This window comes from Marinomonas algicola (genome assembly GCF_014805825.1).
Taxonomy (GTDB): domain Bacteria; phylum Pseudomonadota; class Gammaproteobacteria; order Pseudomonadales; family Marinomonadaceae; genus Marinomonas; species Marinomonas algicola.
Map to the genome: position 1 here is coordinate 1,001,220 of NZ_CP061941.1, position 16,028 is coordinate 1,017,247.

Genomic DNA, 16,028 nt, shown 5'->3' on the forward strand with positions numbered 1-16,028 from the left:
TGGTGCTACAAACTTCCCACATTGGTCGTAGCCATCGTTTTTTTTATGGCTGTGCTCTTTGCAGGATGGCTTAGGTTCAAGTATCGGTAGGGAAGGGTTGATGAAAGGAGCGAGTGTTATATAGGGTGTATTTGAGCAGCGTCCAGTAAAGTAAGCCTAAATTCAGGTAATTAGCGTAATGGTCTGTAGTTTACATTTTTATATGAAAATCTGACTCTTATTAAGTCTGAGTAAAATTAACGATTAATAGGAATATTTAATGACTAATCAATTAGTTGCAGCGGAAAATTATTTCACCCTTATTCAAATAAAGAATGTTAACCAGAGTATTTCAGTAGTAGAAAAAACGGCGGATTCAATCAAAATACCGGGCGCGAGTCTTTTCTTTAAGTATGTTACTTTTGTATTAAACCAAGATGACCCCAGCGAGGCACAACAAATTCTCAACAAACTAGAGAGGATTGAGAGTAAGCTTGATAACGCTTTCAGCATCACATTGTCCGCTTTAGATATAAACAATCTACGAGTAAATACAACCAATGCAAAGTCTTCCATGGATGAATTGACTCATATTGTAAAAATGGATCAAGATGCGGGTGGGGATTACAGTGCTCGTATTCAAGAAGAAGTGAAAAATTTGCATAAAATAGCAGAAGAGCAAATTCATCTGGGTAAATATGCATTAGTTGATTTTGAAAGCGCTCAAAGCACAGGGAATGGAGAGTTACTGTCGTTGATAGGGAAGTATCTTAAAATTTCCAGTCTTGTTGCTGAAACGATTAGTTGCATGCAGTATTCCTATAATACGATCCTGCAAAGAAACTTAAAAATGGAGGAACTACTTGGAGCAGAGTTCAAAGGGACGGAAGATTACAAAACAGGTAAAGAAATTGAGGACTACAGTAAAACGATTCTTGATCGTTATAACTCTTTTTTATCAGAAGACATGCCAAGAAATGTCCCTAAGTGGTGTAAGAAAATATTTCTTGGGGAGTCCTTCAATTTAAAGAACCGTTGGAATGGTGATTATCTCCGTATCGCAAATGGCAATATGTATTCTAATCTTGATTGTGGGTCGATTAACAGCGCCAGATTAAGGCTATCTCTAGATGAAGACGTATCACTTTGGGATATGTATTCATCAGATCCTGATACAAAAGAAGCTAAAGTGTTCAGTTCGGATGCCTCTGAAATGTACCGCGGAACGGTTCCATTGCTGATGTGGTGTAAAAATTCAAAACAAGAAAAGGATAAAAAAGATAAATACTCAATTCTTTATGATTTTGAAAGCATAATCATAGAATACCCTAGGAAAAATGGTGAGCTGGTTTGTATAAAAAAAATCAGCTACCCGAATAGAAATTCATACCCGCGAGTCGTGCCATCAAAAATAAAAACAACGGATGAAAAAGCGCAATGGCTAGTTGTTTAAATGCTTAATAGAGTTCGGGGTCAGATGAAAAATCGCTTGATTTTCATCTGACCCCAGTAAATTATTCTAATGATCATCTAAATTTAAAAAAATCACCGAGTATCACTAAAAATCACTAAACAATCACTGATTTATCATCGTCTCTTTTTATAGTCAAATGCTACCATGTGGTTGCTTTGGGTGCAGCCTGAAGCATAATTACATTCTAATCAAAAAGAGATGACCGATGAACTGCGATGACTTAAACGATGAAGATATCTTTGGAAGTGCTTGCCACACAGAGCATTTAAACGATCATAAAGCGAACCAAGCTAATAATAACAAAGGAACGAGCGGGACTAATAAAGCATACCAAAAGGTGCTGGATAATCGCTCTAAGCAGCTTAATCCTAACAACAACCTTTACAAAGGCAAGAAAGGAGCAAAGTAAATGAACACAGAAGATTTATCTCAAGACGAACTAGATGTATGGTCTGACATCAACAACCCAAACAATGATGCGGACATGGATACATGGGCCGATGTACACAATCCAAATAACGATGATTATTTGGATGATGACTAAGTGATCGCCGGCGGCTATAATGCCGCCGGTTTTTATTTTATAAGGATTAGCCATGGCAATGGAAAGTAAGTACAAGCAAACTCAAAAACTTTTGAGGATAGCTACTGAAGTAGGTGGTTATTCTAATAAAGAGGTTGCTAAAAAAGCAGGTCTAAAAGAAAGCTCTGTCTCACTTGCATCAAGGTGGCGTAATGGCAAGGCCCTCGCCACGGAACGTCAAATGCAGTACTTCATAAATGAATATGGTGGCCAGCTAAAGCGCAGAAATAGCCATTTATTCTATGGGTTAACTCTCAGTGAAAACAAGAAAAGCATATGTTTTAAATACACTAAATTGGAAGGTGAAGAACTATTTTCACATAAAATTCCATCGAACCTAAAAGTAAATTCAGTTCGAAAAATTGGTGAGAGTAATGAAAAAATTAAGGCTATTAAGCTAGTTGTGCTTGAAAAAGAGCAAGGTTTTGCCTTAGTGAAACTGGTTAGAGCTTGTCTTTTTGAATACAGCATTGAAGAAAATGAACTTATTACTATAAACATAAATCAGGATAAAGAACTCTGGATTCATGGGGATGCAGAAAACAGTAACTGGTTTGCTGAACAGGTAGTTCAGTGCTCTAGTTTTGATGATCTCGTGGTTGAGTTTAATGATTTTATGCTAAGCTTGAGTACAAAAGGTGGCTTTCTTAAATTACACGAAATTTTTTTCTCAATTCTTGATACTGAGCCTGTGAGTTTCTCTTTCTATCATAAATGTTTGAAATTAGGCTTGCATAGCAAGCATTTGCCATTTTAATATCAAGGTTCAAACCCAAATAAAGCAGGGTGGCGCTTTGAGCCACTGTATACAACTGGTTGCCAGTTGTTTCTTGAAATGCTATCGGTTTTGATGCACCACCCTAGCAATCGAGCTGGGGTCGTGTTCAGCATTTTGGTGTCCTTAGTTGCTCGTCACTGACTAGGTAAAAATGCCGAGGCAAGTAGCCGAAAAAGCACTAAGGTATTACGGGATAGGGTGGGTAGAAGCCGAACCATGTAGTCATTAAGCACTACATCGTTCGGCTTTTTTATTTGATCAACAAAACCTAGCCCTTTCCTGCCTCCATATGGTCAACAATTTTTCATCTGACTCCAATAAATTCAGAAAGCGACCCTGTTGTCATCCCATCTAAAGAACTCATCGACCTAATCCAAGCTGTCCGCATGTACCAAGCCCAACTCCACACACCAGACTGGGTAAACGACAACATCACCCGCGTCAAAGATTACACCCAACGTAACTTTGTTGATTTCTAAAAAGGTGGGGCTTTATTCTATTTAGCGTAATTTTCATCTGACCCCAATAAATTTGAGATCAATAGATTCAGGAAAGGGGAATTATAGGCATTAAAAAAGCCGCCATTTGGCAGCTTTAACGAAATCGATTATTTTGCGGAAAGAGGCGTTTTGGGTTTCAATGTGCCTTCTTTTACTGCTTTGGCGTATGCCTCTCCTAAGCGCTTAAGGTTTTTTGCCTTTAATGCAGAAACCTGTTCAATGCGTTTTGATGACATAGTATATCTCCTCGTTGAGATTAATTTCTAACCAGTGGCCGTACTTTAACGTATTACAATATTGATTAGCAAGCTTATTGTAGAAGCGTACTAAGCGTGAGTGCGCCGCCGATGCGGTATAAAACTCGCCGCCATATTGATTCTTATGAATATTTATTAATGAGCATAGCGTATGTCCTAAAATATTCAAATTTAGTAAAGATAATGGAGGCCCTACAGGCGCTTTGAATTGGGTTTCTAAACCACCCTCAATGTTCGGTTCATAGTCAAACTTAACTTCAAATGAGGAGTGAGTCAGTTGATGGCCTATATAGGTTTGTATATCTTCTAAAAGGTTCATTTCATTATAAAAGTGGATTGATGGTGAAAAATACACAATATAATTAAGACCATTGATGTTTATACTGTAGGTGTCAACCTTGTATGCCCCGAGGTCTAGCTCTTGATACACTAGTGGGAGTTTAGAGGCCACCTCGATACTTTTTAACGTATCTGACACGTTGCCGATCACCTGATTACAGAACAGATTACTAATATGCTCAATGTTGTAGTTGATTACCTGACCGCCAGCTTGAAGCACATTGGCCTCAAGTATTCCAATAGGGTAGCCGTTATCACTTACGCCAAGAATGACTAGTATGTCGTCTTTGCACCACACCAAATTATCAAGAACACTGGCTTCTGAAAACCGACTGTTCACCACCGTAACTGGATCATCGACACAGCCATAAATATGATTGACTGAACCATTTGCCTTTTCAATGAGTGAATCTACATTAAGAGTGAAATGCTGGAATTCAACATTCACTGCACGGCAGAATTCTTCAAGTTTTTTGCACTCATTATGGGCATTGTTAGGCGTCGCGCTCTCAAAAATATGTTTATGACTTTGGAGTATTTGTAATGCTTTGTCTTCTGAGGCACTAAAAAAGTCTTTAAACTCTTCTGACATCGTTCTTTCTTGGTACGTTGGAATTCCAGATCCTGCTGATAGCCCCGCGCCAGACAGTAAAACTAATTTCATGTTGCCTCAGTAGTAAAATACAGATACAGCCTAGTGCCATATCATCCTTGATTAACGTTATTAAGGATTCTAACTCAACAACCCCGCTAAGGTCACTTTTAATACACTTGTTCGTTCCGAAAGATCGAAACAGGTCCATCGACAAAGTCACCACCCGAGGCGACAGAAAAGCAGGGTATAGGAGTGTAGTGGTGGCTAGTGAGGTTGTTTGAGGTAGTATGTATGGCATTAGATGTGCGGATTGCATATTAGTAATTTCTTATAGGAACCTACTTCATGAATAAGAAAATTCCAGCACCAATAATATCTGTACTTTCAGATCATTTACCTAATCTGGAGTCTCATCCGAGGATTGATAGCCTTTTTATGCACGCAGATGCTCCAGGAGAGCCGCCGGAGGGCTCTAAGCCTGTTAAAGTTCAAGATTGGGTAAGACGTATAAATAATGAAGCAGAGCAACCGCTCAAAGTACTAGGTCTTATTATTGAGTGCTATATGGAGCTACCCGACTTAGAAGAAGTCGCCCAGTTTATGTTTAGATCGGTGAGAACAGACCCAAAAAAAGAGTTCAAAAATAAACTTGAAGCAGTTTTAACAAGGTGCAATTTAACTTATATCTCTGGTGGGGTAATTTCAGATGGGAGCTCTGCTCCCAGTCGTTCACTTGGTGACTTAATTAAAGGTCGAGACAACCCTGCGATAGATGCTGAGTTTAATAGAGCATTAGCAAATGTTAACTCTGAACCCAGAGAGGCAGTATCTGCTGCTTGTAATATATTAGAGTCTCTTTTTAAAATTTACATTTCAGAAGAAAGTCTTAATATGCCCCAAAAGCAAGATTTGCAAAACTTATGGAAAGTAGTTCGACATCACTTAGGTTTTGACCCAAAGTTACTTCAAGATGATGATTTGAAGAAAATTCTTACTGGCGTTTTATCTGTTGTAGATGGTATTGGAGCTTTTAGAACTCACGCAAGTTCTGCTCATGGAGAAGGGGCTAAAATCTATAATATAAAGCCTCGTCATGCCAGACTCGCAATACACTCTTCTCATACTATCGCTTTATTTGTCTTAGAGACTTGGGATGAACGCAAGAATAAATAAAATTGCTTATATTTTAATTTTACAAGGAATCAAATGTTAGATTTCAATGAGTTATCAACCAATAGGCAGAATTTAGAGCAGCTTACTAGGGAGCTGTTATTTAGTATGGGGTATCAAGTTTATTGGAATGGTCGTGGGCCTGATGGAGGAAGAGATCTTATTTGTATAGACGCGCACAATAGCCGTTTCAGAGATACCTCCAGAAAATGGCTCATACAATGTAAATAAAATGCTGTAAGTGGGGCCAGTGTGGGAACAGGGATCTTAGATGATATCGTTGATAGTTGTGTGCAACATGAATGTGATGGATATATTCTTGTTACGTCCACTCAGCCATCTTCAACCGTCGTAGAGCAGATCAATAACAATCCTAAAAATAGTTTATCAACAGCTTATTGGGATGCTGTCCATTTAGAACGTATGTTATCAACCCCTAAACTGTGGGCCATTGCCCAACGTTTTTTCCCTACAAGATGAAAATATGAAAAATCTCTAATTCAATTGAGAACAAGGTTGGGCACGTTCACGGCGTTGACAGACATTTATTAGGCATTTAAGAGAAGGCGCATAATACGCTCTTTATTTTCTAAATTTGGTCGACTACTACAGACTTTCAAGAAACCTTTTATAGCTATCAACTCCTATTAACTCCCTGTATAATCTCGCTCAATTATTTCAATCAGTTTCATAGCATCGCACTAGCATGAGTACATAATTGAGTACATGTTTTGCTAAAAATGCCTATTAAGAGAGTAAAATGTCTAACGATCTCAAACACATACGCAATTTCTCAATCATAGCGCACATTGACCATGGTAAATCGACACTAGCGGATCGATTTATTCAAAGTTGTGAAGGCCTAACAGCACGTGAAATGAATAATCAAGTGCTTGACTCAATGGACATTGAGCGTGAGCGTGGTATTACCATTAAGGCTCAGAGCGTAACCTTGAACTACACGGCCAAAGATGGAGAAAAGTACCTTCTGAACTTTATCGATACGCCTGGGCATGTGGATTTCTCTTATGAAGTGTCACGCTCACTGGCGGCTTGTGAAGGCGCACTGTTGGTTGTGGATGCCGCTCAAGGTGTTGAAGCCCAATCGGTGGCTAACTGCTACACGGCCTTAGAGCAGGGTCTGCAGGTAATGCCGGTATTGAATAAAATTGATTTGCCTCAAGCTGAACCAGAGCGTGTCTCAAAAGAAATTGAAGACATCATAGGTATTGAAGCCGACGGTGCTGTTACTTGTTCGGCGAAAACAGGCCTTGGCGTTGAGGATGTTTTAGAACGCTTGGTAAAAGAAATTCCACCACCAGAAGGTGATGTGAATGGACCGTTGCAAGCGTTAATTATTGATTCTTGGTTTGATAATTATCTGGGTGTCGTCTCTCTTGTACGTATTATGCAAGGGACGTTAAGTAAGAAAGACAAGATTTTTATTAAGTCCACAAAGCAAACTCACCCTGTCGATATGGTGGGTATTTTTACGCCAAAACGAAAAGAGACAGGTGTTCTACGTGCTGGTGAAGTTGGTTATGTTGTGGCGGGTATTAAAGACATCCATGGTGCTCCAGTAGGTGATACGATAACGCACTTGTCGACAAAAGATGTTGATCAGCTAGAAGGCTTTAAAAAAGTTAAGCCTCAGGTTTATGCTGGTTTGTTCCCTGTAAGCTCCGATGACTATGAAGATTTTCGTGATGCATTAAGTAAGTTGACACTTAATGATGCTTCCTTGTTTTTTGAACCTGAGAGTTCGGATGCCTTGGGATTTGGTTTTCGTTGCGGCTTTTTAGGCATGCTGCATATGGAAATTATTCAAGAGCGTTTAGAGCGTGAGTATGACATGGATTTGATTACCACAGCACCAACTGTGGTATATGAAGTTGAATTGATGGATGGTTCAGTGATCAACGTTGATAGCCCATCGAAGATGCCTGACCCTGGTCGAATCAGAGAAATGCGTGAGCCGTTAGTCGTTGCAAATATTTTGGTTCCTCAAGAATACTTAGGTAATGTAATTACCCTATGTGTTGAAAAACGTGGTATCCAGCAAGATATGCAATTTATTGGTAATCAAGTCGCTATACGCTACGAGTTGCCAATGAATGAAGTGGTATTGGATTTCTTTGACAAATTGAAGTCCTGTAGTCGTGGTTTTGCTTCTTTAGACTACAGTTTTAGTCGTTTCGAAGCCGCTCCTTTGGTTCGTTTAGATATTTTAATTAATGGTGAGCGGGTTGATGCTTTGGCTTTGATTATGCATAAAGATAATGTGCTTTATAAAGGCCGTATCTTATGCGAGAAAATGAAAGAGGTTATTCCTCGCCAAATGTTTGATGTTGCTATTCAAGCGGCAATGGGCGCGAAAGTGATTGCACGAACTACAGTAAAAGCGTTGCGTAAAAATGTTATTGCAAAATGCTATGGTGGTGACGTAAGTCGTAAGAAGAAATTATTGCAAAAGCAAAAAGAAGGTAAAAAACGCATGAAACAAGTGGGTAATGTTGAAGTGCCTCAGTCTGCGTTCCTTGCGATCTTAAAAGTAGACAGTTAAGGCGTTAACGTTAATCTTTTAACCCCTTGGCGGCTTCGTTAAAGCCGCCATTTGGAGATACAATGAATTTTGATTTTGAACTAATTCTCGCCATTGGTTTATTTGTTACAGGCGCAGTATGGGTATACGATAGAGTTGTTTTTTTACCAAAGCGTAAACAAATGTTAGACGACCTGTCTCCAGAGGCTTGCTCTGCTATGCCAAAAGCGGTGAAAGATGGTTTTGGCGATACACCTAAGTGGGTCGTAGAGGTGAAATCATACTTTGTCATTATTGCCGTTATTTTTGGTTTGAGATCCTTTGTTGTTGAGCCCTTTCAGATTCCTTCCGGGTCCATGCTACCAACATTAGAAATCGGTGATTTTATTCTAGTGAATAAATTCGATTACGGTGTTCGCTTACCCGTTTTAAATACAGAACTGATTCCAACGACATCGCCTGCACGTGGTGATGTGGTGGTGTTTAAATACCCTCTTCAGCCAAATTTAAACTATATTAAACGTTTGATTGGTCTTCCTGGTGATGTGGTCAGTTATCATAATAAGCGTTTGATGATTAATGGAAAGCAAGTTGACGAGTCGTTACTGGCGGAGTTAAATACGTCTTTAAACCCGAGTAAAGAACCGGTTAGTCTTCACGAGGAGACGGTAGGCGGTGTTAATCATGAGCTTTATAAAAGCTATCGAAATAACCCTCTAGTTGGTGACTGGGTAGTGCCTGCTGGGCATTATTTTGTTATGGGCGATAATCGTGATAATAGCTCTGACAGTCGTGTTTGGGGTTTTGTGCCTGAAGAAAATTTAAAAGGTCGTGCTTTTTACGTCTGGTTGCACTGGAATGATTTCTTCAGTCTACCTAATTTTAAAAATAATGGTTTGATTGAATAAAGGTTTGGAATTGTTTTGAGTGATTTGTATTTAAAGCTTTGTCGTAAAATTGGGTATTTTTTTGCAGACTTAGGCTTACTTGAATTAGCGCTGACGCACCGTAGTTATGGTGGTAAGAATAATGAGCGTCTTGAGTTTCTTGGTGATTCAATTTTGAATTATGTGATTGCCGAAGATTTATTTCATCGATTTCCCAAGGCGAAAGAGGGAGAGCTTAGCCGGTTAAGAGCGTCATTGGTGAAAGGTGACACATTAGCTGAGCTCGCCAGAGAATTTAAATTGGGTGATTACCTGAAGCTTGGTGCGGGGGAGTTGAAAAGTGGTGGTTTTAGACGGGATTCAATTTTAGCCGATGCCGTAGAAGGCATTATTGGGGGCATGTACCTCGATGCGGGTATGGATGTTTGTCGTGAGCATATTTTAAAATGGTATAAAGACCGTTTAGATGCAACCTCGTTAAAAATTGTCACTAAAGATGCGAAAACACGACTGCAAGAGTATCTTCAAGCAAGGCGGTATGCTTTGCCACAATACGAAGTGGTGCAAATCGTTGGTGAGCCGCACGATCAAACTTTTTTTGTTCATTGTACGATTGAAATCCTCCCTGAAGCGATTGAGGGGAAAGGAAATAGTCGTCGTATTGCTGAGCAGAAGGCGGCCACTAAAGCCCTAACTATTTTGGAGCAAAGTAAGAGTGAATGATTCTAATTCGGACAACCCTGCTGAAGGTTTTGATCTTGAGGCGTCACTCGCCGAGCTAAGATCTGATGCGTCATCTGAGATCACTCATTGTGGTTACGTCGCTATCGTAGGTAGGCCAAACGTTGGAAAGTCTACATTGATGAACCATATTTTGGGGCAGAAGCTGAGTATCACGTCTCGTAAGCCGCAAACGACACGTCAGCAGATATTAGGCGTTAAAACAGAAGGTCATGTGCAAACTATTTACGTAGATACGCCGGGTTTGCATTTAGGTTCTACTAAAGCCATGAACCGTTTTATGAATAAAACAGCGTCTGATGCCATGGTTGATGTTGATGCGGTGTTGTTTTTGATTGACGCTGAGAGATGGGCTGAAGAAGATCAGGCTGTGCTTGAAAAGGTTAAGCACGTTCGCTGTCCTGTTTTCTTGGTGGTGAATAAAGTGGACAAACTGGAAGATAAAGACACTCTGTTGCCTAAGTTAGCTCGTTACTCAGACATGATGAATTTTGCTCAAATTGTTCCAATTTCAGCCCTGAAAGGGAAGAACCTAGAGCGCCTTGAGCGTCTTACTGAAAGCTTGATGCCTGAAGGCGGTCAGTTCTATCCGGAAGATCAGATTACCGACAGAAGTTCTCGCTTTTTGGCTTCTGAAATTGTACGAGAGAAAATTACGCGTCAATTAGGTCAAGAAGTTCCATATGAAGTGGCTGTACAAATTGAAGAGTTTGCATTCGAAGGAGAAACTCTGCATATCAGTGCATTAATTTTAGTCGAGCGTAATGGCCAAAAACGCATCATCATTGGCGACCGAGGCGAGAAGATTAAGCTTATTGGTAAAGAGGCTCGTATTGATATGGAAAGCATGTTCCAGGCAAAAGTGATGTTAAATCTGTGGATTAAAGTGCGTTCTGGCTGGTCAGATGATGAACGAGCATTAGCAAGCTTGGGTTATCAAGAGCAGTAATTTTTATGCGAGTAACCGCGTATGTGATTCATACTCGTCCATTCCAAGAGAGTAAAGTGATGCTTGATCTCTTCTCTCTTGAATTGGGGTTACTGCGAGGCGTATATCGCTTACCCAAAAAAGGGACTCGAGTCATACCGAGTCCCTTTGTTCGTTATGATATCGAACTTAAAGGACGGACTGATCTAAAAACCATCGCTTTGATCGAGCCGTTGCATAAGCCAGTCCGTATTGAAGGCATTCATTTATACGCCAGTCTTTATGTTCATGAGCTCCTGTCTCGATTAATTACCAGTTCTATTCCTGTTGCTGATTTGTTTGTTTTGTACGAATGGTTGTTGCAAAGTATTGAGAATATGGCACCTATTGCGCCTCTGTTGAGACGGTTTGAAGTCGGGTTGTTTCAGGAGTTGGGAATGCCTATCGATATGGCGTATACGGGGTCCGGAGAAGCGTTAGTACCGACGCAATTATACAGATTCGATTTTAAATTTGGCCTGCGCCCCTTTTTAGGTGACAAGCCAAAACAATTGCCAGTCATGTTTGTTGAAGGCGAAGTGGCAATACAGTATATGTCTGGTGCGTGGTCTAATAAAGATGTGCTGCTTATGTCAAAAGAATTGCATCGTAAGTGGTTGGATTATCTTTTAAGTGGAAAAAAGCTCGAAGCTCGAAGGCTCTTACCGAATAAGCCTTATCGTGGTGATCGGCTTTTTGGCGTGCCAAAATTTACAATAAATAAGGTAACTGTATGATTATTGGTATTGGGGCTGATTTGGTTGAAATTGAGCGTATCAAGGAATCAATTGACAAAATAGGGGGGCGTTTTTTGCAGCGGATATTGACTGAAAATGAACTTCATCGTTACCAAGAAATCAAGAATAAGAATAAGGCTTGTGCTTATGTAGCAAAGCGATTTGCGGCTAAAGAGGCGGCTTCTAAAGCCATCGGCACTGGGATTGGCCGTGGTGTGAGTTTTCAGCATTTTGAAATTATGAATTTAGATAATGGTCAGCCTACATTGAAGGTTGACGAAGTGGTTAGTGCTCGTTTGCCTGCAGGCGCAACATGGCATTTAAGTCTGACTGATGAGCAGCATTATGCTCAAGCATTTGTCATTGTTGAGGCCATTTAATATAGATTCTGGCATCGAGTAAATTACCAATAGCGTTCTTAAAGTCATTCAGAACGTCCTCAACCTCATCTAACCCTAGCTCCTTTAAATGTGTTTCAAGGTAATTAGCGTGTTTGGTCAGTTCGGGTGTACCACAATATTTCGAGGCGCCATGGATGCGATGAACAACGTGGATTAATTTATCGAGATCTTGTTCCTGAAAGTGATGAGTGATTAATTTGCTTTCAGATTCAAGTGAGTCAATTAACATGGTTAACATTTCTTTAGCAATGTCGACTTTATTATTGACGATTGAAAGCGAAAGCTCTAAATCAAAAATTTGATGAAAGTTGTTTGGTAATTCTTCTTTTTGATTACCTGTGCACCAGTTATAAATCGTATCTAATAAAATGTCTTCACTTACAGGCTTGGTAAGGTAAGCGTTCATCCCGGCTTCCATTATCTGATGTTTCTCAGATTGGAGAGCATGTGCTGTAAGAGCAATGATGGGTGTGGTTTTATATTCTTCTTTTTGCCTTAGTTGTCTGGTCGTTTCCATACCATCTAACCCAGGCATTTGAATGTCCATCAATATAAGGTCAAACTGTTCATTTGCCGACATTTCTAGAGCCTGCAATCCGCTGTAAGCTAAACTAATTTCTAATCCGTTCGGTTTTAGCCAATGTTCGACTAACTGCAGGTTTGTCGAATTATCATCAACAGCAAGAATTTTAAACCCATCAAATGAGCGAATATTAGTTGGCTCTAGTGAGCGCTCAGAATTCGACAGTTGATTCAGTGCTTGATGCAGCCGTTTGTAACTAATTGGCTTTAGGAGAATATCGTTTGCTAAGTTTTGAAGTTCTGGAAATTGTAAAATTTTACTCGGCGGTTGAGTCATAAGAATGCAAGGAATGCCATAGGTATTTTTAATAAAATACGTAAGTTCATAGGTATCAGATAACTCATTTGCTGCTTGGTCTGTGCTTAGTAAAACGGCATCAATTGTTTCTTGCGCCAAGGGGGATTTTAATCGAGTTAAAATATGTTCGATTGATGAGCCGTAAATGCACTCTGTTCCCATTTCTTTTAATGCGTTTTCTAAGTATTGTCTATAGGTATCAATTGGTTCAAATAAAATAACGCGCTTTTCTAAAGGATGTAATGGCTCTTCTTCTTTTTGAGAGGGTCGTAGGTTAATTGAAAACCGAAAGTTTGAACCGCTTCCAAGCTCGCTGTTGACGTCAATTCTGCCATTCATTTGTTCAACAAGCTTTTTGGTGATAACCAGTCCTAGACCTGTGCCACCAAATTGGCGGGTTGTACTGGTGTCGGCTTGAGAAAATGGTTTAAAGAGTTTGTTTAGTGTTTTTTCTGATATTCCTATGCCGCTATCAATAACTTGGCAAACAAGTGTGATTTTATTTTTCTCAAAAGACGACAGAGTGATTTTTGCTTGAACAAAGCCGTTTTCAGTGAACTTTATGGCATTACCGATTAGATTGGTTAAAATTTGACGAATACGAATGGGGTCTCCTATCATCCACTCAGGAACGTTATCATCAATATCGGGTATCAGTGCGATTTGTTTACTCCCAATGAGTAAGTTTGCGCTTAATATTTGAAAAACATCATCAACTAATTCTCGAATATTAACATCAGTTTGTTCTAAGTTGAGCTTACCGGCCTCAATTTTTGAAAAATCGAGGATATCACCAATGATGGCTAATAAGTTATTGGTGGACTGCTCTATTGTATTGACGTAGGTGCGTTGCTGATTATCAAGCGTATCTTTTTGAAGCATTTTGGTATAGCCAAGAATGGCGTTTAAGGGGGTTCTCACTTCATGACTGATGTTGGCCAGAAATTGTGATTTTAGTCGGTTTGATTCGGTAACTTCTTTATTGGCAATATGAAGCTGAGCACTTTTCTCTTCAATACTGTCCATATTCCGTCGGATGTCTTCTGTTGCCTGTTCAATACTTTGTTGTATTTCTTCTCGGTAATTTTGCAGTTTTTCTGTGATATTGCCTAGGTTGTGTTTGATTGTTCGGAAAGGCGGTGGGAAATCTTGCGTATTGATTTGAGAAAAGCGGCCTGCTGCAAGTTGTTTAATCGCATGTTCAACCCTATAAAAAGGCTGCAAAAATTGTTTGATGAGTTTCAAGAGTATGATTGCATAACATAAATTAAAGAGCAGTAATGAAATAAATAAAAAGGCAATAAGTTGTTGTTTTTTTAAGTCGTTTTTTGATTTTGAGGCTTTAATTTTAACCCAGCCAGAAATTTGGCTCTGCTCTTTTGGGGTAATAAAATCGGGCTTATTGTCTGTGGATGATAAGACTTCAATACTTTCTGAGAAAATGGGCTCTACAATGATGAGATAGTCTTGTTCTTCTCTGAGTTCCTTGTTTATAGGAAATGACGAAAAAGTATCGGATGACGTTTTGTTTCCTAGTTCGGCAATAATTCTTTTTTTTGTATCATATACTTGAATTGATGTTGTTATAGGATTCTCAAGAACGGTTTTCATGAGTCTGGACAAGGTGTCTTTATCTAAAAAAACGATCGAGTATTCACTGGTAGTGGCAAAAGAGGCGCTGATATGCTCTATTTGAGCTTCTAACAAGTTGTCTATATCATCGAGTCTTTGTTTTATATAGATAGATGCAAAGAGGATCGATGCAATAATTACCGGAATAAAGGCCGTGGCGAAAGCTCGAGTCTGATGTGATAACCGACTTATCTGGAAAAGTTTCATTAGCCTTAATCAGTCTAATAGCACACTAGGTTGCCTTTACTTTTTCTTCTATCACACTCTCTTTCATAGTTATCGCAGGCTAGAGCTTTTGTGCGAGATGGATTAGGGTTTGCTTTGCAGTCTTTCCATTTGGTTCTGAGTTCTCTATCAGGAATTTCCGCGGAGGGGCTGCTAAACATATCGCATCCTGTTAGTCCTACAAGTGTAAGGGCTATAATGCTGGGTTTGATTATACGTTTCATAAGCATTCTCTTTATTTAATTTTCTGACTAAGTTTATAACAGATTTGTATTGTATTAATTAACAGAAGTGCATTCTAATATAAGGTCGCAACTATACTTAGTTTCAATCCATTATCCAAAATTGTCAATGAAGTTATTATGAATCAATATCCTACCATCGAATCCTTAATTGGTACTACTCCGTTAGTCCGCTTACAACGACTTAATGAGAACAATACGAATACTATTTTATTGAAACTAGAGGGGCAAAATCCTGCGGGATCAGTGAAAGATAGACCGGCCTTAAACATGATTTTACAAGCTGAACTTAGAGGGGATATCTCTCCGGGAGATAGTTTGATTGAAGCCACAAGTGGTAACACAGGAATCGCTTTGGCCATGGCCGCAGCCATTAAAGGCTATAAAATGCATTTGATTATGCCCGATAATATGAGTCAAGAGCGTAAGTCTGCTATGTCAGCTTATGGGGCTATTTTGCATCTGGTATCGAAAGAAGAGGGTATGGAGGGGGCTCGGGATCGGGCTCTTAAAATGCAATCAGAAGGTGTTGGACGAGTGTTGAATCAGTTTGCTAATCAAGACAATCCAAATGCGCATTATATGTCAACGGGGCCTGAAATTTGGCAGCAAACAAACGGTGAGGTGACTCATTTTGTTAGTTCAATGGGAACCACTGGTACTATTATGGGGGTTTCACATTTCTTAAAAGAGCAAAACCCAAATATTGAAATTGTTGGTTTACAGCCTGAAGATGGATCGAGTATTCCTGGCATTCGTCGCTGGCCAAAAGAGTATATGCCAACAATCTTTGATGCATCTAGAGTAGATACCGTTATGGATGTGTCTCAAACTGATGCTGAAGTGACGATGCGTCTTTTGGCTAAAGAAGAGGGTATTTTTTGCGGGGTTTCTTCAGGGGGCTCCGTTGCCGCCGCATTAAAATTGTCTAAAACAGTTAATAATGCCACCATTGTTGTCATTATTTGCGATAGAGGAGACAGATACCTATCTACAGGTGTTTTTCAGGCGTAATTTACTATGTTCTGCAGGGTTCTCTATGTGTCTTACTTTAGATAGGCTAAAATGCACGTTTAATTTTATTTGAGATCAGAGAGAG

The 16,028-nt window shown here is 39.6% G+C and carries 19 protein-coding genes; 14 read left to right on the forward strand and 5 right to left on the reverse strand.

Annotated features, from left to right (window positions below):
• Positions 1-259: 259 nt before the first annotated feature.
• From IEZ33_RS04485 to IEZ33_RS04495, 4 genes are all read left to right on the forward strand, one after another.
• Positions 260-1,432 carry a hypothetical protein gene (locus IEZ33_RS04485; protein WP_191602512.1) on the forward strand — a complete coding sequence of 391 codons (1,173 nt, stop codon included), beginning with the start codon at positions 260-262 and terminating at the stop codon, positions 1,430-1,432.
• Positions 1,433-1,658: 226 nt separating this feature from the next.
• The gene (locus IEZ33_RS04490; protein WP_206696908.1) at positions 1,659-1,862 is read left to right on the forward strand and encodes an alpha-amylase; all 204 of its coding nucleotides are present in this window, start codon (positions 1,659-1,661) and stop codon (positions 1,860-1,862) included.
• A complete protein-coding gene (locus IEZ33_RS20835; protein WP_275672798.1) occupies positions 1,863-1,997 on the forward strand; it encodes a hypothetical protein in 135 nt (44 codons plus the stop codon).
• 52 nt (positions 1,998-2,049) lie between these two features.
• A complete protein-coding gene (locus IEZ33_RS04495; protein ID WP_191602513.1) occupies positions 2,050-2,793 on the forward strand; it encodes a hypothetical protein in 744 nt (247 codons plus the stop codon).
• 2 nt (positions 2,794-2,795) lie between these two features.
• Here the strand turns inward: IEZ33_RS04495 and IEZ33_RS20840 are convergent, their stop codons facing one another.
• The 3 genes from IEZ33_RS20840 to IEZ33_RS04500 form a co-directional block, all read right to left on the reverse strand.
• Complete coding sequence (locus tag IEZ33_RS20840) at positions 2,796-2,927, reverse strand: hypothetical protein (protein WP_275672799.1); 132 nt, start codon at positions 2,925-2,927, stop codon at positions 2,796-2,798.
• A gap of 494 nt (positions 2,928-3,421) precedes the next feature.
• Positions 3,422-3,550, reverse strand: a complete 129-nt coding sequence (locus IEZ33_RS20845) for a hypothetical protein (RefSeq protein ID WP_261599308.1) — start codon at positions 3,548-3,550, stop codon at positions 3,422-3,424.
• Entirely contained in the window at positions 3,531-4,574 is a 1,044-nt protein-coding gene (locus IEZ33_RS04500; RefSeq protein WP_191602514.1) for an SIR2 family protein, read from the reverse strand. The genes IEZ33_RS20845 and IEZ33_RS04500 overlap by 20 nt, the downstream gene beginning before the upstream one ends.
• A gap of 276 nt (positions 4,575-4,850) precedes the next feature.
• On the opposite strand from IEZ33_RS04500, the gene IEZ33_RS04505 reads away from it, so the two are divergent.
• The 9 genes from IEZ33_RS04505 to acpS all read left to right on the forward strand — a co-directional run bounded on the left by IEZ33_RS04505 (position 4,851) and on the right by acpS (position 11,929).
• Complete coding sequence (locus tag IEZ33_RS04505; RefSeq protein WP_191602515.1) at positions 4,851-5,678, forward strand: abortive infection family protein; 828 nt, start codon at positions 4,851-4,853, stop codon at positions 5,676-5,678.
• Between the two features lie 33 nt (positions 5,679-5,711).
• Entirely contained in the window at positions 5,712-5,906 is a 195-nt protein-coding gene (locus IEZ33_RS04510) for a restriction endonuclease (protein WP_191602516.1), read from the forward strand.
• A gap of 21 nt (positions 5,907-5,927) precedes the next feature.
• Complete coding sequence (locus tag IEZ33_RS04515) at positions 5,928-6,155, forward strand: hypothetical protein (protein ID WP_191602517.1); 228 nt, start codon at positions 5,928-5,930, stop codon at positions 6,153-6,155.
• A gap of 280 nt (positions 6,156-6,435) precedes the next feature.
• Positions 6,436-8,238 carry a translation elongation factor 4 gene (lepA, locus tag IEZ33_RS04520; RefSeq protein WP_191602518.1) on the forward strand — a complete coding sequence of 601 codons (1,803 nt, stop codon included), beginning with the start codon at positions 6,436-6,438 and terminating at the stop codon, positions 8,236-8,238.
• A 62-nt stretch (positions 8,239-8,300) separates the two neighbouring features.
• The gene (lepB, locus tag IEZ33_RS04525) at positions 8,301-9,125 is read left to right on the forward strand and encodes a signal peptidase I (protein WP_191602519.1); all 825 of its coding nucleotides are present in this window, start codon (positions 8,301-8,303) and stop codon (positions 9,123-9,125) included.
• 15 nt (positions 9,126-9,140) lie between these two features.
• Positions 9,141-9,827: a ribonuclease III gene (gene rnc / locus IEZ33_RS04530; protein WP_191602520.1), complete on the forward strand. Its 687-nt coding sequence runs from the start codon at positions 9,141-9,143 to the stop codon at positions 9,825-9,827.
• Between the two features lie 79 nt (positions 9,828-9,906).
• A complete protein-coding gene (era, locus tag IEZ33_RS04535) occupies positions 9,907-10,794 on the forward strand; it encodes a GTPase Era (protein WP_191603539.1) in 888 nt (295 codons plus the stop codon).
• Between the two features lie 5 nt (positions 10,795-10,799).
• Positions 10,800-11,549, forward strand: a complete 750-nt coding sequence (gene recO / locus IEZ33_RS04540; protein ID WP_191602521.1) for a DNA repair protein RecO — start codon at positions 10,800-10,802, stop codon at positions 11,547-11,549.
• On the forward strand, positions 11,546-11,929 hold the full coding sequence (acpS, locus tag IEZ33_RS04545) for a holo-ACP synthase (protein WP_191602522.1): 384 nt from the start codon (positions 11,546-11,548) through the stop codon (positions 11,927-11,929). Before recO ends, acpS begins: the two co-directional genes overlap by 4 nt.
• Here acpS and IEZ33_RS04550 read toward each other — a convergent pair.
• The gene (locus IEZ33_RS04550; RefSeq protein WP_191602523.1) at positions 11,910-14,669 is read right to left on the reverse strand and encodes a response regulator; all 2,760 of its coding nucleotides are present in this window, start codon (positions 14,667-14,669) and stop codon (positions 11,910-11,912) included. The genes acpS and IEZ33_RS04550 overlap by 20 nt on opposite strands.
• 14 nt (positions 14,670-14,683) lie before the next feature.
• On the reverse strand, positions 14,684-14,911 hold the full coding sequence (locus tag IEZ33_RS04555; protein WP_191602524.1) for a hypothetical protein: 228 nt from the start codon (positions 14,909-14,911) through the stop codon (positions 14,684-14,686).
• Between the two features lie 138 nt (positions 14,912-15,049).
• Between IEZ33_RS04555 and cysM the strand changes: the two genes are divergently transcribed.
• Positions 15,050-15,943 (forward strand): cysteine synthase CysM, encoded by an 894-nt coding sequence (gene cysM / locus IEZ33_RS04560; protein WP_191602525.1) that lies wholly within the window; start codon positions 15,050-15,052, stop codon positions 15,941-15,943.
• Positions 15,944-16,028 lie beyond the last annotated feature (85 nt).